The following is a 23,494-nucleotide window of genomic DNA, read 5'->3' on the forward strand; positions in this document are numbered from 1 at the left end:
TATCATTCCAAAAAAATAAAAGGTGCTAGGATTTTTCTTTTCCCAACACCTCTCAAGCGTTCTCATTAACCATTATTCTAGATCAATGTGGAATTACCATCGAGTTAAAGACCTTTTCCTTACTCATGAATGACAAAGCATTATACAGTGAGTCAATTTTAATTGACTAAGCAAGCGCCTCAACAGTTTCTCATCTATCCATTAAACATTATTAACATTGTTCTGTTTATTTTCAACTTTATTCACAAGCCCAAGAACACTTCTAGTTATTAAGGATTTGAAAACAAAGCCTAATAAAGTGTGATACCATTTCCACCATTTTTTCCAAGCGATTAAATTAGTTTTCTTAGCTGCCCAAGTTTCAATAAGTAACATAGGAACCACAAAGTAAAGCAATTTATAAATAATGGGACCAAGCTTATCTTTTTCAGTCATTTGATTATATAAAATTGTAAAAGTGGGATAGATTAAAAAATCAAATAAGATGTGTGTGTTAAATACTTTTGGAAAAAATCGTACTGGATAACTTAGTATTTTAGACGACACAAGAATATTATCAAGTATTGTGTTAGTGGTAGCATTAAATAAATATACTACTAACCAATCCTTAATTGGCGGTTTCCTAAATAACAATAACAACAAGCTACCTAATGTCAAAATTGACATGAACCTTAAAAATAATTCATCGGATTTATCTGCCTTCATAAGACATCTCCCTCACTTATCTTAGTATGTGTTTATATTGGATATTTATTGTATTACACAAATTTGTACAGCTAATGTTAATATTGCAAGCGCCATCTATTGATTATTGTTTCGCGTAGTCTTATTATTTATTCTTCACATGAAGCAATTAGGCTGTAACGGCGAATAGACTGCACCAGCTTTCGTATTAACCACGAATAGTTTATGAATGTATCTTTAAATCCTTAGATCTCAAGATCTTACTAATTAACGGTACTTGAAACTCATAACGTTTCTCCACTCCTTTAGCTGTGTTTGCACATTGTGCTTCACTGGAACTTTGAACATTATCAGAAACGAAATGGTTGAAGCAGTGGATATAACCCATGTTAGTAATGGCCTATTAATCATAAGAATGCTATAAGTATACATTTTTATGTAAATAAGAATTGACCAATATAGATTCCAACCATTATGGAAAGAAATCATTTTTAATTTTTGTCCGATAAACTCAACAAATATAGAAATTATGATCCATTTGTTTATATAAACTATTTGTTTTGATAAAGACACAGGGAGATTTGATAAGTACAAAAGGATTAAAAGCGGGACTATGACTAAGATGTGCAAAGCCCTTACCACGCTCTTACTTAAGGTTTTATCTTTTAATTCCCACATGAGAAAATCTCTACATAAAATATAATAAAGAACATTGAACACACATACATATATTAAGGCTGGGTAATAATTGGTAAAGTTGCGCCACGTCTTTTTTTGAATGTTTAACGCCAACAACAATAAAGAAAAAAGTATGTGCATTGTTATGCCTTCTTTCCTCTATAATATTTAATCTTATTCTTTTACATTTTCACCTATTATATGTAAGAAGACTTTAATTGGAATAACATTACAAAACAGCTGCTAAAACTTATTTATTCTTTATGTTAAAATCCATTGTTGTTATGATTTTCAGAAACAAATATAAGCAGGCTGCCCAATCATTTCGGCAGCCTGTTTATATTTGTTTAGATATTTCTTTTTGTCAACGAAATCATCACCGAACTATTGTACTGTGCAACAAAAGATACTGTTTTAAATAACAGCTCTCGTTTAACATAATCACCTTTTATTGAATAAAATAAATATTAGCATCCATCCTCAAAGTATAAAAAACCTCAACTCTATTGAGTGAGGTTTTTCTATTCTTATGCAGCTACTTTGTTTGTCGGTCTAGGGTCTATTAGTTTAGCTTGAATTAACCTATTTCTGACAGTAATTCCGAGCCAACTAGCTAAATATGCCTTGATAAGTCCAACTACAATAAACGGATAAACTCCTGCGGCTAGAGCTTGATTCCAAGTCATATCCAATACAATTTTCAACTGAACCGCTCCACAAACAAGCGTAATAATCATTCCAACAGTGTTGGCTACCATTGCCATCGTTATATTATGTTTTGTTTTTTCTAAGATAAAGCCTGTTACAAACGCTGTGACAATAAAGCCGAATATGTATCCGCCAGTTGGACCAACTAATACTTGTACTCCACCTTTAAATCCAGCAAAAACTGGTAAACCCACTGCCCCTAATAAGGCATAACAAGTCATTGCAATCGCACCGTACCTGCTACCAATAATCGTTGCCGTTAACCCTACTGCTAATGTTTGCCCACTAATAGGAACAATTGGCAGTGGAACCTCAATTTGTGCCAATACCGCTGTTACAGCTGCAAAAATACCACATAAAATAATTGCTCTTAGTTTTGATTTACTCCTAATCAAAAGATGACCCCCTATACGATTATTATTGTCAACCAAAAATATAAAAAGGTTAACAATAATAGGTTACCATATTTTTTTGGACAAGGATAGTATTTTTCTTAGCTGGTAACACGTAAGCTATCTTTGTTCTGCCGACTTTACCTGAGCTCCAACCCCCATTAACCATTATGATGCATGCAGGAGTATTAATGGTTAATGGGTAGTTTCAAAATACGTGGATTTATCATTCCTACCCTCAGTTATAAAGTTAGGATTTACGTAGAGATCCTTTGTCTTTTCACTCTTAAGTGCTTATGACAAAACTTGTCGCGCTGCCACGTTAGTTGAATAGACAGTTTGTCAATTTAAGTGCAACAGTTCTTCTTGAAAAGCTTCGTGTGTCGATTTCCAGTTCAAACATTTTCTTGGTCTATGATTGATTAAGTCCAGAGCTTTGTCTAAATCTGAATCATCAATCTTAGCTAAATCCGTTTTCTTAGGGAAAAATTCTCTTATTAAGCCATTGGCATTTTCATTACTGCCACGCTGCCAAGATGCGTAGGGTTCTGCGAAATAGACTCGAATAGCTGTTTCTCGTTCGATGTTGTGGTAACACGCAAATTCCTTACCGCGATCGACAGTAGCTGTTTTAAAGGCACCAGGTGGCAACTGGTTATAAAACTGATGGATGGCGCATTCCATGGAATGCGCCATCCATCAGGCGTCTTAATCGCGGTATACCACCTTGTTTTTCGTTCGACAAAGGTAGCTAGGCAACCTTTGCTGTGTCCCCGACTAGAAACAACACTACCTAGTTCCCAGTGACCAAATGTTTCTCGTTTTCGGACCTCTTTAGGGCAATGTTTAATGGATGTTCCGATATTAAATCGTCCTCTTGTTTCGCGAGGTTTTTGTCTTTTGCCTTTTTGACGAAGCATTTGAGGTGTGGCGTTATGTAACCACCCTTGATACAACCAACGATAGATGGTTTTGAAACTGATGTCGCCTTTTAATTCACCATGAGCGATTTGTTCAGGCGACCAGGTCAGGCTAAGTTTGGCATGAATGCGGTCGGCAAGGTTTGGGGACCATTTAACCGATCGACCACAGTTTAAACGACGCTTTTGATAGTGATCTTGTGCTTGTTCAGGGTAATACGTATCATCGATGGCATTGCGTTTAAGCTCTCGTGAAATCGTTGAAGCTGCTCGCTTTAATTTCTTGCCAATTTGCCTTAATGATAATCCTTGATCCATCATTGTTTCTATCCGTGCTCGCTCAAATGTGGTAAGATGTTGGTAGCTCATAACAGGACCTCCGTGTATATGTTTGATGTGGTTATCTACATTTTACACGAAACTGTTATGAGCTGCTTTTTTTTAGGTGTTGCACTTAATATTACAATTCGTCATTTCAAAAAGGATACATAGACATCATTGGTTGATTTTTATGGTATGAAGGGTGATGTTGTCGATGGATGTAAACGTTAACTCAAATAATGGTTGATATATTTAATAAAAGACCAAATCATATGCATATTCAGGTTTAGGATCAAATATTATGACCATGTTTGCTTGCACAACAATCAACTGGTAACTGATTCTCTCCCTTAGAGCCTTGACCCACTTATGCCTTACCTCTCACACTTCTTCCTCATAATCTTTTCATTCCCTATACTACCTATATCCTTATAAAAACACCGTTTTTATGTCTCTACTATGTGAATTCACAATAAACTCGTAACACTTTTCACCCCTTCAACCCGCATGCCATCGTCGCCTTTCATAATAAAGTCGTAACACAAACCCCGATTTTTTCCGATTTTGTTTCAAAAAATGTGTCATGACTTTATTCACACACACAATAAACTCGTAACACAAAAACGCCTGAGAAACGCAGGATATCAACCTTCTCCCTCTCGTCTCTCAGACGTCTGTTTCAACTTTATTCTCACGAATTAGCCGATTTGTTATGACTTTTTTATGAATGGTACAACTTTATTGTTGGGTTACATTTTCAACGTCAACTTCGCCACAGATTCAACATGATAGGTCTGAGGGAACATATCAACAGGTTGCATTTCTTCAACCTGGTAACCGTTTTTTGTAAGGTATTTCATGTCGCGAGCTTGGGTTTCTGGATTGCAAGAGACATAAATAACGCGACTCGGCTTGAGTTTCACGACGCTTGATAAAAAGGCTTCGTCGCTTCCTGTCCGTGGTGGGTCTAGGATCACGACGTCTGCTTGGTCACCGTGCATGGCCATTTGTGTCATGAATTCGCCAGCATCGCCTTGGTAAAAACGAGCGTTTTGGATGCCGTTACGCTTGGAATTACGAATCGCATCGCGGATAGCGTCTTTATTTGATTCCACACCGATGACGCGTCCGGCTTGCTGACTGGCGACGAGGCCGATTGTGCCCACACCGCAATATGCATCAATGACGGTTTCTTCATCTGTTAACCCAGCCATTTCAATCGCTTTGCCGTACAGCTTTTCCGTTTGTTCAGGATTAATTTGATAAAACGACTTCGATGAAATCTCAAACTTCAAACCGCACAACTCGTCAGTAATTGTGCCTTTACCGAACAATACTTTCTCTTGATCTCCAAGTACCATGCTCGTATTCTTATCATTGACGTTTAATAAAATCGTCGAAATCTCAGGGTGTTCCTTACGCAGCGCTTTAATGAAATTATTTTTTCCTTTAAACATTTGAGTGCCTGCTATTAAGACGACCATGATTTCGCCCGTCTTCTTGCCAACTTTCACTAAAACGTGGCGTAAAAACCCGCGCCCTGTGTCCTCATTATAAGGCTCCATCTTAAACGACTTCATCATGCCTTTAATCGTGCCAACGATTGCATCGGCTTTCGGGTCGTGAATCAAACACTCATCCATTGGGATAATGCGGTGACTGTTTTGCGCGTACAAGCCACCAATAATCTGCCGTTTTCGGTTCATGCCAAAAGATGTGTGACTCTTATTCCGGTAATCATACGGATGATCCATCGTCATAATCGCGTTCGGCTTACCAAATGGTTTCATGAGCGCATTAACCACATCTTGCTTAAAGTGACCCTGCGCGCGATTGCCCATATGTTGGAGCTGGCAACCACCACAATCATAGTAATACGGACAAGGTGGCTTCACGCGACTATCGGCCGCTTCAAGAATGCGTTTCACACTAGCATTCACGAACCGCCCTTTTTTCGTAACATAAATCTCAGCCGTTTCGCCAGGCAGTAAATACGGCACTTCCAACTGCTTACCTTCCCATTCAGCAATGCCCTTACCATCATTCGTAAAGCCTGTGCACGTCACTTTCGCCGTTTGCTCTTTTTGCGGTGACTTGTCACGCGGCTTTACGTTCCCATGCTTAGCATCTTTGGGTTTCGTTTGATTATAATTCGATTGTTGCTGTTGCTTTTTACGTTTACTCATAGTCACGACCTAACTTTCTTTTTGCCTTTGACCTTTCATTATAGCTTATCCCAGCTGCACAGTAAAATAAGGGCATCACTTAAACTCAAAACTTTTCGATTGGCATTTCATTAAAAATTGAATATACTAGTAAACACATCAGAATTAAAGGAGTTTTTAAAAATGACTCAAAAAATATACGCCATCCATGAAAACGCAGAATGGTCAGAACCCCTCTTCAAAGCACTCGAAGCATTAGGCGTGCCGTATGAAGATTGGTTCATCGACCAAGGATCGATCGATTTATCCGAGGCACCACCTGAAGGTATTTTCTATAATCGCATGAGCGCATCATCACATACTCGCTCACACCGATATGCTCCCGAATTCACTTCAGCAGTGCTTGCTTGGCTAGAAGAACATGATCGTGTCGTCTTAAATGGCAGCCACGCGCTCGATTTAGAAATCAACAAAGCGAGACAATATAGCGCCTTGCAAAAAGCCGGAATTCGCACACCGAAAACAATCGTGACTACTGGTAAAGATCAATTAATCGAATCAGCGAAACAAATGGAAACCCCCGTTCATTACGAAACATAATCGCGCTGGCAAAGGGCTTGGTGTGCAATTATTTTATAGCGTCGAAGGCTTAAAACAATACGTGTACTCAGACGATTTCGAAGAGCCAATCGATGGCATCACATTACTGCAACAATATATTGAGTCACCTGATTCATCGATCACACGGTGCGAATTTATTAATGGGCAGTTTTTCTACGCGGTAAACGTCGACACATCAGAAGGTTTCGAATTATGCCCAGCTGATGCTTGCTCGATTGAAGACCAATTTTGCATGACGACTGAGAATACGCGCGACAAATTTCAAATCATCACAGACTTTGACGATCCAATCATCACCCAATACGAGCAGTTTTTAAAGCAAAACAAGATTACATTTGCGGGGATCGAATTTATTCGCGATGAAGCTGGATACCTGTACACATATGACGTCAACACGAATACCAACTACAATTCAGACGCCGAAGCTAAAGTCGAACAATTCGGCATGCAAGCAATCGCCAATACACTTGCGCACTATCTCAATCAGCAAACAAAAGACGCACAACACGCCGGATAAATAAACAAAAATCGCACTGAGGACTTGATCCTTCGTGCGATTTTCTATATCTATGTCGAACTTATATTCCGATCTAAATTGTATTAACGATCAACTCCGAACCAACTCACGAAACGCCTCATCAGGATTCTGATGCACGGATGTTAAATCGGTATAAGATCCTTCAAAAACGATTCTTCCATCATGTACCAAAAAGATATGACACTCGACATGCCCCAGTTCTTGTAACGTATGCGTTGACATGACCACGTATTGACCAGAACTACTAGCAACAGACTCCAGCCGATTTAACACGTTTAACCGTGAGTCGGGATCAACACCAGATGTCGGTTCGTCAAATATGTATAGCTTCCGATCAAGTGCACACATCGCCGTCACCATCAACCATCTTCTTTCGCCAAGTGACATATCACCAAGTTTCAAATGCCATAAATGCTTAGCAAGTGATTGCTCTCTTTCATTCATCCCATCGAAGAAGACAGGATTCTGCACGTCAAATGGTCTCGATGCCGTCTTCAAAAACAATCGCACCAAATCTTTGCCTTTCAATGCATTCAGAAACGGAACCCCTTGGACTTGATAAGCTATTTCAGATTTCTTCACCCATTCACTCAATTCACCAGCATTTGGTTTTAGCGAACCAGCCATAATATTAAACAACGTCGTCTTACCCGAACCGTTCAAACCTAGCACGACATTTAATTGATCAGGTTTCAACCTCACATTAACATTGTCTAGAATCTTTCTTCCGCCCTCTTGATACCGAAAATCCATATTCACAATTTCCACACCAACACCTCCTATTGTCGAATCGTCCTGGATTCTAAATTCGCAAGTTTAATGGTTACTAGGCCAATGATCATATATATGCAACCTACGCTGGCCAGGGTCAACATATTCGTTACATCCACAACATCAGAAATAATAACCGCTTCAGCTACGCGCAAAATAAATTCAGCCGGATTAATTAGAAACAACGGAGATTGCACCCCAACCATATCGCTCGTTAGATACATTAAAACGATGGTCAGCAAACTAAACGCCGGCGCAATTGAATCCTCCTTAAATGGTAAGGTCATGATCCACGAAAAGAACAGCACTACTGGAATAAAGGTCACAGCAATTAAGAGTAAACTATTCATAATCAACATGAATGGATTCATTTGAAATAGTAAAGCAACGACTAAATTGAACACGACCATCGATACAATCAGAAACAACAAGTTCGCCAAACCTTTTCCGAAAATAATTGAGCGTTTTGACCCTGCAATAAAACTAAACATCTTCATAAATCCCTCTTCACGCATCATAAAAAGGGAAACAGCTGTATTAATCACCGCCGAAATTAAAATCATGAGGCTCCAAAAAAAGGCCAATACCAAATAGGCTTCTTGCTCTTGAGGTCGATTAACAAACCAGTTGCTATAATTAATCAAGAATAAAATCAGCGGAATGAAAACGACCCAAAATAAATTCATTTTATTATAAACATTTTCTTTTAAAAACAAACTAAAAAATTCATACGTCTTGGTCATATAACCTTCCTTTTCAATAATTTATTAAAATAATCGCTCAATATTTTAAATATCTGTAGACAAAAATGTGTTCACAATCACAAGATAAAACCATCTCATAACAACCACGTTTTTAATCGCATTAAATTTTCTTCAAAAAAAGAAGCATTTTGTTCAATCCCACGCCGCTTGCACCAACCAATACTATTAAAAGCATCCGTGAACTGATAAAAGGGCAAAACTTGGTCTAAATCAATTAATGGTCTAATACTGTTTATAACCTTCCTGGAATGCACTATATAATCTTTCATCATAACTTAAAAAATCACGATAAAGTTTTGTGAAATCAATTTCTGTGGAACCAAACCTTGCACTTTCGAAATCGATCACCCCTGTGACATCATCTTCATCAACAATTATATTCGCTGGCCGAAAATCCATATGTATGAAACTTGGTCCATCAGGAGGAGGAAGATCGTGTTTCACGCTTTCAAATTTCTCAACAGCCTGTTTATATAAATATTCATCCAGAATCTCTCTAACATCTTCAGCAAAACTATAAAATTGTTGTTCGACAAAATGAGACCAATTCGGGAATTGATTTTTCATTCCAACTAACTTTTGGTGTGCTGGCGGACGAAGCGAATGCATTCTAGCCTGAAGAACACCCACTTGATATGCTATTTTGGGTGTAGCATTAGATGTTAAAGGCCTCCCCTTTAATTCAGACAATACAAAAGCACCTGGACATTCTGCATCACCTGACCAATAATCCTTCATCTCTGGAATCGAGACATTACCATTTAATATGTCATAAGCTTCTAACTCTCGCTGAAACTTCAATTTTGTAAAAGGAATTTTCAAATAAACATTGTACCCAGTCGATAAAGTACATTTATAAACTGTTGAACTACGGGAATCTTCAACCTCATCCATCGATAAAACGTCCATATCAAATTGTTGAATAATACGTTTTAACATCCTAACCCCCCTTATCGAAACTCATTATGACGCTAAACGCAGAATAGTAATTTGATTCCATATTACCATAAAAAACCAAAAATGCAGCCCCCTCATCATCAAAAATTTTCAAAATTAAAACTAATACAACATTCCAACGTCTTAGTAATCTACGAAATTCGAATTACCATAAAAATAGGAGTTAGAAATTTAAATTCCTAACTCCTACTTTCCGAGCTCTACTGCCCCAGCAAGCTTTTTATTGAATGTTTAATATAATTAATATCTCAATCTATCAACCTATTACTGACTGATCGCGTCGTATGATTGAACTAAACCATTACCATAGTAATCTGGGTTACCTAAATCGTTTGCTGTTGTTTGTAGTAACGAGCGTAATTCATCATTTGTAAGATTGGGTTTTGCTTCCCAAACTTGTGCTGCAACACCAGCAACATGTGGTGAAGCCATTGATGTACCATCTAATGAATCATAACCATTACCTGGTACAGTACTTTGCACGCTAACACCAGGCGCCGCTAATTCAACGTCTGGACCATGACTTGAGAAGCTTGCACGGTTATTATTCTGGTCAACCGCTGCTACTGCAATAACCGAGTCATATTTTGCTGGGTAACCAACTGTGTCACCCCAGCCCCATGCGTTACCACTATTACCAGCTGCAGCTACAACTAATATACCTTCAGAGTAAGCCATGTCTGAATATTGTTTTAGAATTGATGAGCTTGAAGAGCCACCTAAACTCATATTAATAACGTCCATATCATTTTGAATAGCCCACTCAATGCCCTCTGCAATCCCAGCATATGAGCCACTACCATCGTCATCTAACACCTTAACAGCGTGTAACGACGCATCAGGAGCAACGCCAACAACACCTGTATTGTTATCGTTCGCACCAATCGTGCCTGCAACATGAGTGCCGTGTCCTTGTCCATCAGCATAAGGTGAATCACCAAACACTGAGTGACCACTTGATACATTTAGATCCTCATGTGACCGATCGATTCCAGTATCTAGAACCGCAACATCAACACCTGCTCCGGTGTAACCATTGTTTTGTGATGTATCACCTTCTACACGAGGTACTCCCCAAGGTGTATCTTGAGCATATGCTTCTGCTTCTGCATTTTCTTCAACAAATTTAATCTGGGGATGATTACTTAATCCATTAGCTTGTTCTTCAGTCAGTTCCAAATGATAGACGGGTAACAAATCAAATTCATGTAAGACCTTATCACCCTCGACACCGAAAGCATTAAGCAAACCTTTCTTAGCTGGACCATCAAACTGCACCAAGTATTCGTCAGTGCTTTGGCCATTACCTTCTTCAGCGAACACCGTATGCATCGGCACTAAAAATAATACCAGCATACTCACGACAACAATTAACTTTTTCACAATCATGTCCCCTTTCCAAATTTTTGTTATGACTTTTACATCATAACTTTGATTCGCACCACTAACTTCAACACAACATCTGCATGTTTAACTAGATTATTCGATGGCTTGCTTTTTCAATTACAAAATAGTAGACTACGTTTGGTTGGTTGATTGATCACTTGCTAGTTTAGATTCAGATTGATCAGCAACGAGTTATGAAGAAGTTAATGAGCGTTATAGTCACACTATCACAGACAAAAAAATGATGCGTTTGGACTCACGCATCATGTCACTCGATTATATCTGAAATACTACTCATTACTTTCATAAACTAAATAATTATAAAAATAGTAATAATTTTTGTCTATTTTTGTTAAGTTATGTCGAAATTACTCGCAATCTTCTAATTTATTCAATTGATTATCTACTTTTTCCACAAACTTCTCATGATCAATTACACTGAACAAACTTCTAGCATTCATGAAACACGTTCGCGCTGCCTCAAGATCATCCAATGTTTTATAGCAATGCCCCTGAATAAAATAAGACTCACCTAATCCATGAAAAGTGAAATGTCTCTTGCACAATCGAATAGCTTCATCACAACATGCTAAACTTTTATTAATCTTATTTTGTATAAAGTAGACTCTGCCCAAATTATATAATAAACCAGTCTCTAACTTAGTTTCATACAATGGAATCAGCCTTAAATTCTTTAAAGCTGTTTCATAAAAATCGATTGCCAATAAATACTCTTCTTTTTCAGCATATATATTACCGATATTAGATAATATATGCACTTCTCTTTCAGAAGCTGTTTTATTAGTCGTTTTGGCTAATTTCAACGCATCTTGTAGCACTGATAAGGCTTGGTCAAGATTATTTTCAACGTAACGAATTGCAATCGCTTTATGCCAGAGTAAGAATTGATGAAAATGTGCCACCTCCATCAAAGGGCTATTTTCTTCCGCTTTAACTAAATTCATAAGTGAATGAAAATCTTTAGTTTCAACTAGCGCCCTAGCTTGCCGTTCAACTTCCATTATATAATCAAATCTCTCATTATTAGATGCAAACAAAATATAATCCACATCCACTCCGAATCGCTCTGCTAATTGATATAAAATATGTGAAGCTACATTTTTGTTGCCTGATTCAACTTGGCTAATATAAGCCTGTGTACAGATTCCATCTGACAATTCCTTTTTTGATAGGCCATAATAGTTTCTTAGATCCTTTATCTTTTCCCCGATCCATTGTTCGTCCATCCATGCTTCCTCCTCAGCATTAAAATATAACTATTTTTATATTTTGTGATGTCTGCGCTAGATAATCGTATTAAATACCCTGAATTATTTGACTATTGCTTATATTTAGTTAATACTGATATTTTTATAATGTTATATAATTTATTTATATATGACAAGGAGGGTTTACCATGAAAAAAGTTTTTTATCTCTTATTCAGTCTTTCATTAATCGTTTCATTTACTTCAACGTACTCTGCTGATGATTTGTCAGCTAGTGATTCGACAAGCCTGGATAACAACTACGTTACGACCAGCGGAGAAATTGAAGATGATTTAGGTACTATTGATTAACATGAAGTTATAGTTACAAATTTTTAGTACCGAATAACAGGAAACACTTATGAATTTACCAGTTGATTCATTTTGTTATGATGTACAGAATCATGTGAAATCGTAAACATGGTTCTGTACTTTTTTTCTAATTTTGTAACAATGCAGATTAGGGACAATGATGGTTTAATATTAAGCGGACTCTTTAATACTTATGAAGTAAAACCTTGAGGATGGACATTTTCGAGTTATACATGGAACCTTCAATACAATTAACATCATCATACTTAAAAATCCCCTATTAATCAACTCATGTCGAATCACTTGAGTTTCATTAAATTGAAAATCAATGTGCAAATCTAAGTACAATTAAGCCGTGATTATGTTGCATGGACTGGGTTTGTGGATACTAAAAATAAATATAGTTAATTTTTGAATTATTTGACTTTAATCGGTTTTACTCTTAGGATTGGCGTAACTAACACTACATTCAGTGGTACATTGAAATTCGGTCAAAGTAATATCTATTAAGAAAGGAGGGATTCGTTATGAAAAAAGGATTAATATTTCTAACAATCTTGACTTTGTTTATTTTACCAGCTTGTGATGGTAAAAATGATTTATCTGGAAAAATGTTTGCGATTAGTCACAAAGCAATAAGTCTGATTCCACCAGATGTATCTAGAGAAGAGATTGATGATGATTGGTATAAAACTTTTCTGACATTAGAATTTTTGAATGAAAATGAATTCACAAGTACTCAACTTGGAAAAGGCACATATGAATTGGATCGTGATGATAAAGAATTTACAATTCGTTTTGAAAACAACAATGAACACTTAGAAATTGGTTTTAACTTAGAAGAAAGTAAAAAAGACTTTAGTAAGTATTCTGCAGAAATTAATAATCTTGATTTTCAACCGCCAGATGATAATGAAGTAAGCCATTTTCAAAAATTTTATATGAATATAAATTTAGCTATGGAAAATGAGTATGAATTTATAAGAGAATAACAAAAACCCCTTTCACTCTATTCAAAGATGAACAAGTGAGAGGGGCTGCATTTTAGAACCAATTAAGTGGTTCTGGTTTCGTATTTTGGAGGATGTGTTTTGTTTCAGTATATTCTTCTAAACCGAGCTTACCTAGTTCACGACCAATACCTGATTGTTTATAGCCACCCCATGGTGCGTGTGGGAAGTAAACGTTGAATTCATTAATCCAAACGGTACCCATGCGCATTTTCGCAGCGCAGCGTTCAGCTTTAGCGACATCATTAGTGAATACGCCACCAGCCAGGCCGTAAATCGAATCATTCGCGAGTTGCACGGCCTCTTCTTCACGTGTGAATTTCTCGACAGTAATAATCGGACCGAATGCTTCTTCTTGAACGATTTCCATATCTGTTGTGCAGTCCGTGAAAATCGTCGGCAAGTAGAAGAAGCCGTCTTGTAATTCGGGATCGTCTGGACGACTACCACCAACAGCTAATGTTGCGCCTTCTTTAATGCCTGTCTCAACGTATTTCTCGACTTTTGCGAGATGTTCTGCCGAGATGAGTGGTCCCATTTGTGTACCTTCGTCAAATCCGCTTCCGATTTTGAATCGCTTCACCCGTTCAACAAGGGCTTCGACTAGTTCGTCATGAATGCTTTCTTCGACAATTAGACGCGTACCTGCTGAACAAATTTGACCCGCGTGGAAAAAGACACCGTTTAATGCTTGATCAACCGCTAGTTCAAAGTCAGCATCTGCAAAAATCACATTCGGATTTTTCCCGCCTAGTTCAAGCGCTAAGTTCTTCGCATTCGTGCTCGCCGCTTGCATAATCTTCTTACCTGTCACAATACCGCCTGTAAATGAAATCAAGTCGACATCGTGATTCGTTGATAGCTCAGCACCCGCATCATGACCAGCGCCAAGGATAAGGTTAGCGACACCTTTCGGTACACCCGCTTCTTCCATTAATTCAAATGTCTTAATGGTCGTCAGTGGTGTGATTTCACTCGGCTTCATGATCAGTGTATTACCCGCCACTAGAGCTGGCGCTAATTTCCATGACGCTTGAAGTAGTGGGTAATTCCACGGTGTAATTTGACCACAAACGCCGACTGGTTCGTGAACGACTTTACTAATCGAGTTTGGTAGTGGTGATTCAATAATTTCGCCACCATTTTTATCTGCGATTTCTGCGTAATAATGGAAAACACCAGCGATATCATCCATGTCGCCACGGCTTTCCTCTACCGTTTTACCTGTGTCTAATGATTCTAAGCGTGCCAATTCTTCACGGTCACGTTCGATGAAGTCAGCAATTTTGCGCACGATTTTGCCGCGTTCTGTCGCTGGCATTGTCGCCCAATCACCTTGGTCGAATGCTTCACGTGCTGCTGCGATTGCTGCCTGTGCATCAGTTTCATCGCCTTCTGGAACGGTTGCGACGACTTCTTGGTTATACGGGTTAATGATGTCACGCGTGTTGCCAGACTTCGCGTCGACCCATTCCCCATTAATATATTGTTTCTGTTTTAAAGTCATTATGATCCACTCCTATCGGTTAAGGTTTAATATCACATCAAGACGCTGCCAATCCATGAACAGCGTCTTGTCTAGATTTTAAGCTTCAACTGCCCCCGCATCTTTCGGATCGACACCGTGACGATAAAATGGTAGATCCTCAGCTTCTAACGGCTTCTTACCACGAATTAAGTCAGCTGCTTTCTCAGCTAACATTAACACGGGCGCATGAATATTACCATTCGTAACGTATGGCATAGCTGATGCGTCCACGACACGTAGATTGTCTAAGCCATGAACTTTCATCGTCTTCGGATCAACAACGGCCATCGGATCTGATTCAGGCCCCATTTTCGCTGTACATGATGGGTGAAGAGCTGTTTCCGCATCTTTTGCGACCCAGTCTAAAATCTCATCATCCGTTTGTACATCTGGTCCTGGTGAAATCTCGCCACCATTATATTTTGACATCGCTGGTTGCGACATAATTTTACGCGTAATACGGACTGCTTCAATCCACTCACGACGATCTTGCTCTGTTGATAGGTAATTATACACCATGCTTGGATGCTGCTTTGGATCTTTAGAACGGATCTTAAGTGAACCGCGCGCATCCGAGTACATCGGACCAACGTGAACTTGGAAACCGTGATCGGCATCTGCTTTTTGACCATCATAACGGACCGCAAGTGGTAAGAAATGATACATCAAGTTCGGATAATCCACTTCTTCGTTCGAACGAATAAAGCCGCCACCTTCAAAATGGTTTGTCGCAGCTGGTCCTTTACGGCCGAAAATCCACTGCAAGCCAATCCAAGGCATTTTCGCTTTGTTTAAGTTCGGCTGTTCTGAAACAGGCTCTGGGCATTCGTATTGAATATACGCTTCTAAGTGGTCTTGTAAGTTTTCACCGACACCTGGTAAGTGAACAACTGGATCAACACCAACTGAACGTAAATGCTCTGCATCACCGACACCTGATAATTGAAGTAATTGCGGTGTATTGATCGCACCACCTGATAGAATCACTTCGCCTGCTTCCACATAATGCGTTTTCCCGTTTCGCTTATACGTTAACCCTTGCGCACGACGACCACTGAAATCAATGTGTTGTACGAATGCACGTGTTTTAACGGTTAAGTTTTTCCGCTTCATCGCTGGACGTAAATACGCACGTGACGCTGACATACGACGACCATTACTCACGTGTTTATCAAACGGACCGAACCCTTCCTGACGGTAACCATTAACGTCTGGCGTCCGGTTATAACCCGCTTCAACCGCTGAATCGAAAAATGCTTTAAACAACGGATTTTTCGCCGGGCCGCGCGTTAAGGTGAACGGACCATCATGGCCACGATACGGATCATCTTTATCTGCTGCAACTGTATTTTCTAAACGTTTGAAGTATGGAAGGCAATGAGCATAATCCCAATCGTCCATGCCTTCATCAGAACCCCAACGCTCATAGTCCATTGGGTTACCACGTTGATAAATCATACCATTGATCGAACTTGATCCACCTAATACTTTACCACGAGCGTGCGAAATACGACGACCACCCATGTAAGGTTCTGGATCTGATTCATATTTCCAATCATATAGACTTTTACCAGCCGGGAATGGTAACGCAGCCGGCATTTGAATTAATAAATCCCACGCATAGTCACTACGACCTGCTTCTAATACTAAAACACTCTTTTTGCCATCTTCACTCAGACGGTTTGCCATAATCGAGCCCGCACTACCAGCTCCAACTACAACGTAATCATATCGTTCTGCCATATGAAAAACCTCCTCGATTATTTGAACTAACATTAGGGCAACAACGAATGACTTTTATATGTTTAAAAAGGGGGTTGTTTGCATAAAAAAAATAAGTCATTCATTGTCGCATTAATTTTATTAAATTATTTTTTAACGAATTTAACAACTTTAATGTAACACACTATTATGAGGTTGTAAACTAGTTAAACTAGAGTACTAGAAGAAACTAAAAATTCTCACAACATTATAGGTGATCAAAACAGGTAAGGACATTTGATTCTATCGAATTTATTCATGCCCTATAATCGCCCGAAATCGACTATACAAGGCCCTTGCAACATATTCTGTTGCTTTGGTTTTTCAGCAATAGCTGACATACAATCCTCTCCTTTAAATTGGTTTGATATATATAGAAAAGCAGCTAACCAAACAGCCGAAACATAGGGGGAACGACATTGTTTGATTACCTGCTTATCTGCGCATAAAGATATTAAAAAAGCAGCCTTTAGGTTTGTTGAGTCTAATAGATATGAATAACTATTTTGCCAATAACCCAAAATCTATAATATTTTATATCCTGGCGACTTTAGTTTTATCAACAGGAATTTCTTCAGTTGCAGAAACAAACGATGAAGAAGGTTTATTAGAATTAGATCCTGTAGTAAAAGAAATTTACGGTGAAGAGCTATACAATTTTTTTGTATACGGTATGTACATGAATAATGAGCGAATTTTAGAAGGTGAACTAATCGCTGATGATTTTGGTATTACCGGTAATTCAATAACTAATGGAGATTCAAATGGAATGGTTATGGCAGCAAGCGGGTGCTCTTGGTCAAACTTTGGTAAGAGTCTTGTCGGCGGTGCTGTTGCTGGTGGTGCTACCGGTGCAGTTGGTGGCGCAGCTGTCGGCGGTGTTGGAGCAGGTCCTGGGGCCGGTGTTGGAGCAATTGGTGGTACTGTCGCCGACGGTGCTCAGCATTTTACCACTTGTTGGTGGTAATTTAATCAAAAAGGTGGTTTAGTAATGTCAAAGATCAAAGAGTCAAGCAATAACAACAAAATTACAATGAGCAAAAAAAAGTTCTATTTCTTTTTAGGATCTACCATTGCTGTGACCATATTTGTATATGAGATAGTAACACAAGGAATAGAAAGATTATTTTAATTTAATTAAGGAGGGGGCGCTTACATGCGTCCCCTTTTGCTTTTAAACCATCCCAATCTTCAAAAGTTCGGCTTTAAATATTCACGCTATATATTTCGTATGAATGCTATCTTTCCATTGGTTGGTGTCTTTACCTTCCGCTTCAAATAAGCTGCTTAATTCCGCTTTCGTTTTTAAAACCCCATTGATATATTTTTGATGTTGCGTAAAATAACACATCTCAGCTGTATTTAGTAATGATAACTGTGCCATCATGTTACATCCTTAACTTTGGTAGTTATGGGTTGAGTATATCATGACATGTCCTTTTATAGTGTCTCGCTTAATTTTACAATCGAGGAAACGATTCAACGCCAATGTATTTTGACATTACAATTAGAATTTTATATTTCAGGGTGCGGAGGATCGTTAAGCATTTCCACGAATTGAGGAACCGTCTTCGTTATTCGGGACTTATAGACATAACGATAAGATCGTTGCAAGGAGGATGTATCGCTAGCTCCGATAAAAGTGAGACTAAGCCTCTGGAAAAACCTTTTTGATTTCCATATACGCTTGCTTCGCTTCCCGCGAAGACGAAACTTCCAAAAAGATATCTCTAGCGTTAACAGTGATATATAATTTGCTCATTTTATTTCATCCTCTCTTCTCCAGATGAAAATTTTATGCAAAGCTCTAATCTCGGTAGAAACCTAATAAAATATCAAGGTTTGCCTCTAATAATACCTCGAATTCAAAACATGTTCCTACGTTCCTGATTTTCGCGAGAAGTTTTTTATATCTAGTTCTTTGTAGAAATAGGAACATAGGAACATGTCTCTCGAAGCCTTTGGTGTGATGGGATTTCGATGTTCCTAAATGGGTGAAAAAACAGGAACATTTTAAGAACATTCGGGGTGTTTTAGAAACATAAACGGAGTTGCTTTCTACCAAGAAAGCAAGGAGTCATAACACCTTAGCTATAATTCAGAAATCTTTCTTCAGCAATTGCCGGAAGGATATTATCGAAAAAGTGAGCATTGTCATCACTACTCTTGTAGCCTCCATCATCAGTTTGGAGCTCTTTCATTCTTTCATAAAAAGTCCGTGCATCATTTAGATTTTCATTTTCAATATACGTCATTGTTAAAAACGCATAAACAGAAGGAGACTCGTAGGTTACAGTGGGTTCCCTTGTACTTCTATCATACCTTCCATATATCCGTCCTGTCTCCCTCATTTCTTCTTCAACGAATGCAAAAAAACTGTCTGGTTGAAAACCAAGAAGACTACTATTCAAAGCTATCAGGCTTTGATCTATCATATTCACTTCTGATTGATACTTAAATTTTTCTGAATCGACTTGGTAGACTTCAGGGAAATACACTTCGTCCTTCACTTTTCTTAATAACTTTTCATGTGCTTCTTTTATTGGAGGGTCAAAATAGTCGAGCGCTTCAGCATCTATATAGGATAAATGAACTTCTTCAGAAGCTTTCTCAGAATTCATATCGTAGAAATCGACAATCAAATTATCTTTCATTTGATGTTCTTTGAGAAAAGATTTAATTTCATTAGCAGTAGTTTCATACTTGCCATCCCACTTATTTGCTCCCTCGTATAACGATTTCATAATTCGGAGATCATCAACAGAGGCATTGGAATGAGCATCTTGGCTCCTCCATGGAACAAAGCCGCCTTGGGAGATTTCCTGAACAATTCTAGTTTGCTGCTGAAAAGCTTTTTCCTGATTTGTCTGTAGTAAAAACTGCATATAAAATCCAATACTCTCCGTTAAAAATTCTTTCTCTTTTATATACGTTTTGATTTTCTCATCTTGATTAATAAAATTATTCTCTATGAACTTTTTTGTGGATGGCTCTTCCTGATTAAGCATGAAAAAAGCTCCCCCTACAAAAGCTAAACTAATGAAAATCCCTATAATTTTCCGCATATATGACCCCTTTAAAACCTAATAGTCTTATCCCATTCCACTTGATTCTTTCCCCGTCTATTTTTAATATAATAAAACAGACTACGAATCAATAGAATGAGAAACACTTGAGAGTAGGTAAAGTACATTATAACCGATATAAAGCTATTATAAATACTAACCGTTTTATCAAATACCATCGCACTTGCGTGCTGGATAGTATAGACAACATAACTCATATACCAGAACATAATTAACGGGCTCTCAATAAAATCTGATCTGAGTCCGAAGATTCCTATGACAAACCATACATGCGATATACTCAATAGTATAACGAAAAATAAATAAACCGATAGGTGGTGAAGGGTATGCACGACAGTTTTCTTCTGCCAAGAGCTTTTATTGAATAATGCCTTTTCAAGCAAATAAATATTCCCTTGAAACCACCGGGTTCGCTGTTTCACTAAGGTTTTCAGCGTTTCAGGTTCTTGTTCCCACGTACGCGCTTGAGCAACAATTGGTAAAACTAAACCTGCCGATGAAATACGCATGGTGAGCTCGGCATCTTCAGCTAAAGCATAAGGGTCATATCCACCTAGCTCTGTAATGACTTCCCGTCTCAACAACATATTCGTACCTGTTAGCGATCCTGTTCGGAAAAGTAACCATCTACCACTTTGCATCATAAGTTGGTGCACCTGAAATTCAAGCCCAATCATTCTAGTCAACCAGTTCTTATTCATATTCAGGGTTTTAACATAACCGACTGCTCCCGCAGCGTTCTCGGTTGTTTCAGCTTTACTTACCAGCAATTTCACTGCTTCTGGTTCTGGCTGGTTATCTGCATCGAAAATAATGAAATAAGGACTGTCTGATATAGATAGACCATAATTTAACACTCTTGATTTTCCTTTAGGCTTGCCTGGAGGTACATTAATATGATGGATACTTCTATATACATGGGCAAACTCTTCAGCTATGATTCCCGTTTCATCTTCTGAATTATCATTAAGTACATATACATTCAAATGTCCAGGGTATTCAAGAGACGCCATAGCTTCTAAAGTACTTCTTATAACTACTCCTTCATTATGTGCTGGTATTAAAACATCAACAGGTGGATAATCTTCAATTTCCACTTCCTTTTGTTTACTTCGATCAATTGCTCCAGCTATGGTCAAAACGGAATAAAAGATAAGCATTATCCAAAAAAAGATCATAATAGCAACTAATACATAAGTCATTGGGCTTCACCACTATATAATTCATTCTCAAAAAATTCATCAGTTAGTTCTTCGTCAAATACAGTGAATATTTGATCCGAAGAATCTACGTAATCTTCAAGTAGCTTCTTGAACCTAGTTAGCACAATCTCTTTTCCTTGTTCATCCGTGTTTTGCAACAAGACAATGAATGTATTCGCATCATACCTGCCTACTAAATCAAAATTCCCTCGAACTGTTGTCATAAGAGTATTACCAATCGTTTTCACAAGTGCTTTTTCTGTATGCTGAAAGGAAGGATTGATAGAAATAAATATAACCCTACCACGCTCATTTCTTCTCTTTAAACCAGTCCAAATCACTTTTGCTTTTTCCATAAACTCATTCTTTGTAAAAACATTTATTTGCTCTTCCAACCTCTCAAGTTTAGATATTTTCTCCCTCATTTGTGATAATCGAAGAGAATCTCTCTTCAATAAGAAAAAGATTATCCATAAAACAGTAACAATAGCTGCAAAGATTAAATGGTTAAAGACAAGAGGGAGCTGACCAATAGATGTTAACTTAGCCTGATAAGCTTCATAAGTTAACAAAAATCCAGTAATGATTACTTCAGAAATAAGTATGATAAAAGCAATCGATCTTTTTAAGAACGCAAATACTCCCCCGGTAGTCAAAATAGCTATTAGATAGATAGTTTGATAATCACTTTCTATTCTAAAAAGTCCCATAATCAAGAGAATCAGAATGATAATTAATCCATAAGTAAGACTAGGTCTTTCCATTTAAAATCACTCCATAATTAAAAAGATCACAACTAATAGATTATAATTTACACATATATACAGGGTACCCTCAATAAGTTTGTGTAAAACAGTTGGGGGGCCTCGGAGGAGAGTTAGTTCCCCTCCTCTTGTCTTTTTCTTCAAAAGACACGCTATCACGGTATTGCTTGACCCACCTATCGAAGGTGGAAGACGTTAATTCGTATTCTTTAATAATGTCAGCACGAGGCTTTCCTGACGTATAAAGCTGTACTAATTGTTCTTTGAATTCCTTTGAAAACGATCTTCTTTGACGTTTGGTCATATGTTTTCTCCTCAGTTTTTATATTTGAACCAAGTGTATATGACCTTAGTGAAACTGTCCAATTAAGTGTAACCGGTCCAAATGCAATAAAAAAACGATGCTCAAGAGGTGTTAAATAAAGTGAAAGGTCATGTTTATAGAAGAGGGTGCACATGCAAAAAAAGAAAGTGTACATGTGGGGCTAAATATACATTTGTAGTTGATATCGGAACGGATCCTAAAACTGGTAAAAGAAAACAAAAATCCAAAGGCGGATTTAAAACTAAACAAGAAGCAGAATTAGCTTTAGCATCATTAATTAATGATATTCAGGTGGGAACTTTCATAAAAGAATCTGACGAATTATTTAAGGATTTTTCTCAAGAATGGCTAACTATATATTCTGAAACAAATACTGTAAAGCCAGGTACTATTAGAATAAGACAGCATGAAATTAATAAACTCCTCCCTTTTCTTTCAAATTTAAAGCTTAAAGATATCTCTAGAAAAATTTATCAAAATGCATTGGATAATTTGAAGGAAAACGGGTTTGCAGATAACACTTTAAGTGGTGTTCATCGTACCGGAAGAATGATTTTTAGAAAGGCCATTGAAATGGAAAAAATTAAAAAGGATCCAACTGAATTTGCTTACTTAAAAAGAACCAAAAAAACAATTCAGGACTTAGAGGATACAGAATTACCAAATTACTTAGAAAAAGAAGAATTATATCATTTTTTAGAAACAGCAAAAAATGAGGGGATAGATCAAGATTATCTAACATTTAAAACACTTTCTTATACTGGTATACGTGTTGGTGAATTAGTTGCTCTTAAATGGAAAGATATTGATTTTAATAATCATACTTTAAAAATCACAAAAACTTATTATAACCCCCAAAATAACACTCTCAAATACCAACTAGTTCCGCCCAAAACAAAAAGGTCAAAACGTATCGTTAGTGTAGATGAAAATGTTACTGATCTCTTCAAAAAACATTTAGCTATACAAAATAAAGTTAAGATGGAAAAGCGTACAAGTTACAATGATGAAGGTTTTATATTTACCAAAAAGGAACGTCACCCCGGATATCCTATTCTTATTAAGATAGTTGAAAATAGAATGAAGCGCTTATTAAAATTAGCTGGGTTAAATGAAATACTTACCCCTCATTCTCTAAGACATACCCATACATCATTGCTTGCTGAGGCAGGTGTTGATCTAGAAATTATTATGGAAAGATTAGGTCACTCTGATGACCAAACCACCAAAAATATATACTTACACGTAACGCGAGATATGAAAAAAGAGGCTTCTCAAAAATTTAGTGAATTAATGAGAAGCCTCAAAAAATGATCTAGATGTTAGCAAAATGT

At 37.6% G+C, this 23,494-nt stretch carries 19 protein-coding genes and 3 pseudogenes; 5 read left to right on the top strand and 17 right to left on the bottom strand.

Features of this window, described 5'->3' with window-relative positions:
• Positions 1–201 precede the first annotated feature (201 nt).
• The 5 genes and pseudogenes from ABID56_RS06505 to rlmD form a co-directional block, all read right to left on the bottom strand.
• Positions 202–705, bottom strand: a complete 504-nt coding sequence (locus tag ABID56_RS06505) for a CBO0543 family protein (protein WP_354219814.1) — start codon at positions 703–705, stop codon at positions 202–204.
• Between the two features lie 246 nt (positions 706–951).
• On the bottom strand, positions 952–1,503 hold the full coding sequence (locus tag ABID56_RS06510) for a CBO0543 family protein (protein ID WP_354219815.1): 552 nt from the start codon (positions 1,501–1,503) through the stop codon (positions 952–954).
• Positions 1,504–1,889: 386 nt separating this feature from the next.
• Entirely contained in the window at positions 1,890–2,465 is a 576-nt protein-coding gene (locus tag ABID56_RS06515) for a biotin transporter BioY (protein ID WP_377946386.1), read from the bottom strand.
• A 339-nt stretch (positions 2,466–2,804) separates the two neighbouring features.
• Positions 2,805–3,751, bottom strand: a pseudogene (locus ABID56_RS06520) (IS30 family transposase).
• A gap of 701 nt (positions 3,752–4,452) precedes the next feature.
• On the bottom strand, positions 4,453–5,889 hold the full coding sequence (gene rlmD / locus ABID56_RS06525; RefSeq protein ID WP_354219816.1) for a 23S rRNA (uracil(1939)-C(5))-methyltransferase RlmD: 1,437 nt from the start codon (positions 5,887–5,889) through the stop codon (positions 4,453–4,455).
• Positions 5,890–6,051: 162 nt separating this feature from the next.
• Between rlmD and ABID56_RS06530 the strand changes: the two are divergent.
• A pseudogene (locus ABID56_RS06530) lies at positions 6,052–7,006 on the top strand (ATP-grasp domain-containing protein).
• 90 nt (positions 7,007–7,096) lie between these two features.
• Here ABID56_RS06530 and ABID56_RS06535 read toward each other — a convergent pair.
• The 5 genes from ABID56_RS06535 to ABID56_RS06555 all read right to left on the bottom strand — a co-directional run bounded on the left by ABID56_RS06535 (position 7,097) and on the right by ABID56_RS06555 (position 12,152).
• Positions 7,097–7,795 (bottom strand): ATP-binding cassette domain-containing protein, encoded by a 699-nt coding sequence (locus ABID56_RS06535; protein ID WP_354219817.1) that lies wholly within the window; start codon positions 7,793–7,795, stop codon positions 7,097–7,099.
• A gap of 11 nt (positions 7,796–7,806) precedes the next feature.
• Entirely contained in the window at positions 7,807–8,541 is a 735-nt protein-coding gene (locus ABID56_RS06540; RefSeq protein ID WP_354219818.1) for a hypothetical protein, read from the bottom strand.
• A gap of 243 nt (positions 8,542–8,784) precedes the next feature.
• Positions 8,785–9,501 (bottom strand): phosphotransferase family protein, encoded by a 717-nt coding sequence (locus ABID56_RS06545; RefSeq protein WP_354219819.1) that lies wholly within the window; start codon positions 9,499–9,501, stop codon positions 8,785–8,787.
• 282 nt (positions 9,502–9,783) lie between these two features.
• On the bottom strand, positions 9,784–10,902 hold the full coding sequence (locus tag ABID56_RS06550) for a S8 family peptidase (RefSeq protein WP_435521509.1): 1,119 nt from the start codon (positions 10,900–10,902) through the stop codon (positions 9,784–9,786).
• Positions 10,903–11,273: 371 nt separating this feature from the next.
• A complete protein-coding gene (locus tag ABID56_RS06555; protein ID WP_354219821.1) occupies positions 11,274–12,152 on the bottom strand; it encodes a helix-turn-helix domain-containing protein in 879 nt (292 codons plus the stop codon).
• A gap of 170 nt (positions 12,153–12,322) precedes the next feature.
• Between ABID56_RS06555 and ABID56_RS06560 the strand changes: the two genes are divergently transcribed.
• Together ABID56_RS06560 and ABID56_RS06565 are read left to right on the top strand one after the other, a co-directional pair.
• Positions 12,323–12,484 carry a hypothetical protein gene (locus tag ABID56_RS06560; RefSeq protein ID WP_354219822.1) on the top strand — a complete coding sequence of 54 codons (162 nt, stop codon included), beginning with the start codon at positions 12,323–12,325 and terminating at the stop codon, positions 12,482–12,484.
• 527 nt (positions 12,485–13,011) lie between these two features.
• Positions 13,012–13,476, top strand: a complete 465-nt coding sequence (locus ABID56_RS06565; protein WP_354219823.1) for a hypothetical protein — start codon at positions 13,012–13,014, stop codon at positions 13,474–13,476.
• Positions 13,477–13,528: 52 nt separating this feature from the next.
• On the opposite strand, the gene betB is transcribed toward ABID56_RS06565, so the two are convergent.
• Together betB and betA are read right to left on the bottom strand one after the other, a co-directional pair.
• Positions 13,529–15,001 (bottom strand): betaine-aldehyde dehydrogenase, encoded by a 1,473-nt coding sequence (betB, locus tag ABID56_RS06570; protein ID WP_354219824.1) that lies wholly within the window; start codon positions 14,999–15,001, stop codon positions 13,529–13,531.
• A 78-nt stretch (positions 15,002–15,079) separates the two neighbouring features.
• Positions 15,080–16,765, bottom strand: a complete 1,686-nt coding sequence (gene betA, locus ABID56_RS06575; RefSeq protein ID WP_354219825.1) for a choline dehydrogenase — start codon at positions 16,763–16,765, stop codon at positions 15,080–15,082.
• A 511-nt stretch (positions 16,766–17,276) separates the two neighbouring features.
• Here betA and ABID56_RS06580 point away from each other — a divergent pair.
• A complete protein-coding gene (locus ABID56_RS06580) occupies positions 17,277–17,750 on the top strand; it encodes a hypothetical protein (RefSeq protein ID WP_354219826.1) in 474 nt (157 codons plus the stop codon).
• Between the two features lie 246 nt (positions 17,751–17,996).
• Here ABID56_RS06580 and ABID56_RS06585 read toward each other — a convergent pair whose 3' ends face one another.
• From ABID56_RS06585 to ABID56_RS06605, 5 genes and pseudogenes are all read right to left on the bottom strand, one after another.
• Positions 17,997–18,167 (bottom strand): hypothetical protein, encoded by a 171-nt coding sequence (locus ABID56_RS06585; protein WP_354219827.1) that lies wholly within the window; start codon positions 18,165–18,167, stop codon positions 17,997–17,999.
• Between the two features lie 703 nt (positions 18,168–18,870).
• On the bottom strand, positions 18,871–19,848 hold the full coding sequence (locus ABID56_RS06590; protein ID WP_354219828.1) for a hypothetical protein: 978 nt from the start codon (positions 19,846–19,848) through the stop codon (positions 18,871–18,873).
• An 11-nt stretch (positions 19,849–19,859) separates the two neighbouring features.
• On the bottom strand, positions 19,860–21,071 hold the full coding sequence (locus ABID56_RS06595; protein ID WP_354219829.1) for a glycosyltransferase family 2 protein: 1,212 nt from the start codon (positions 21,069–21,071) through the stop codon (positions 19,860–19,862).
• On the bottom strand, positions 21,068–21,835 hold the full coding sequence (locus tag ABID56_RS06600; protein ID WP_354219830.1) for a GGDEF domain-containing protein: 768 nt from the start codon (positions 21,833–21,835) through the stop codon (positions 21,068–21,070). The genes ABID56_RS06595 and ABID56_RS06600 overlap by 4 nt, the downstream gene beginning before the upstream one ends.
• 130 nt (positions 21,836–21,965) lie before the next feature.
• Positions 21,966–22,139 (bottom strand): annotated as a pseudogene (locus ABID56_RS06605) (transposase); the annotation flags it as partial.
• Positions 22,140–22,259: 120 nt separating this feature from the next.
• On the opposite strand from ABID56_RS06605, the gene ABID56_RS06610 reads away from it, so the two are divergent.
• A complete protein-coding gene (locus ABID56_RS06610; protein WP_354219831.1) occupies positions 22,260–23,474 on the top strand; it encodes a site-specific integrase in 1,215 nt (404 codons plus the stop codon).
• The last annotated feature ends 20 nt before the right edge of the window (positions 23,475–23,494 follow it).

The organism is Alkalibacillus flavidus, from assembly GCF_040545925.1.
Classification (GTDB): Bacteria; Bacillota; Bacilli; order Bacillales; family Alkalibacillaceae; genus Alkalibacillus; species Alkalibacillus flavidus.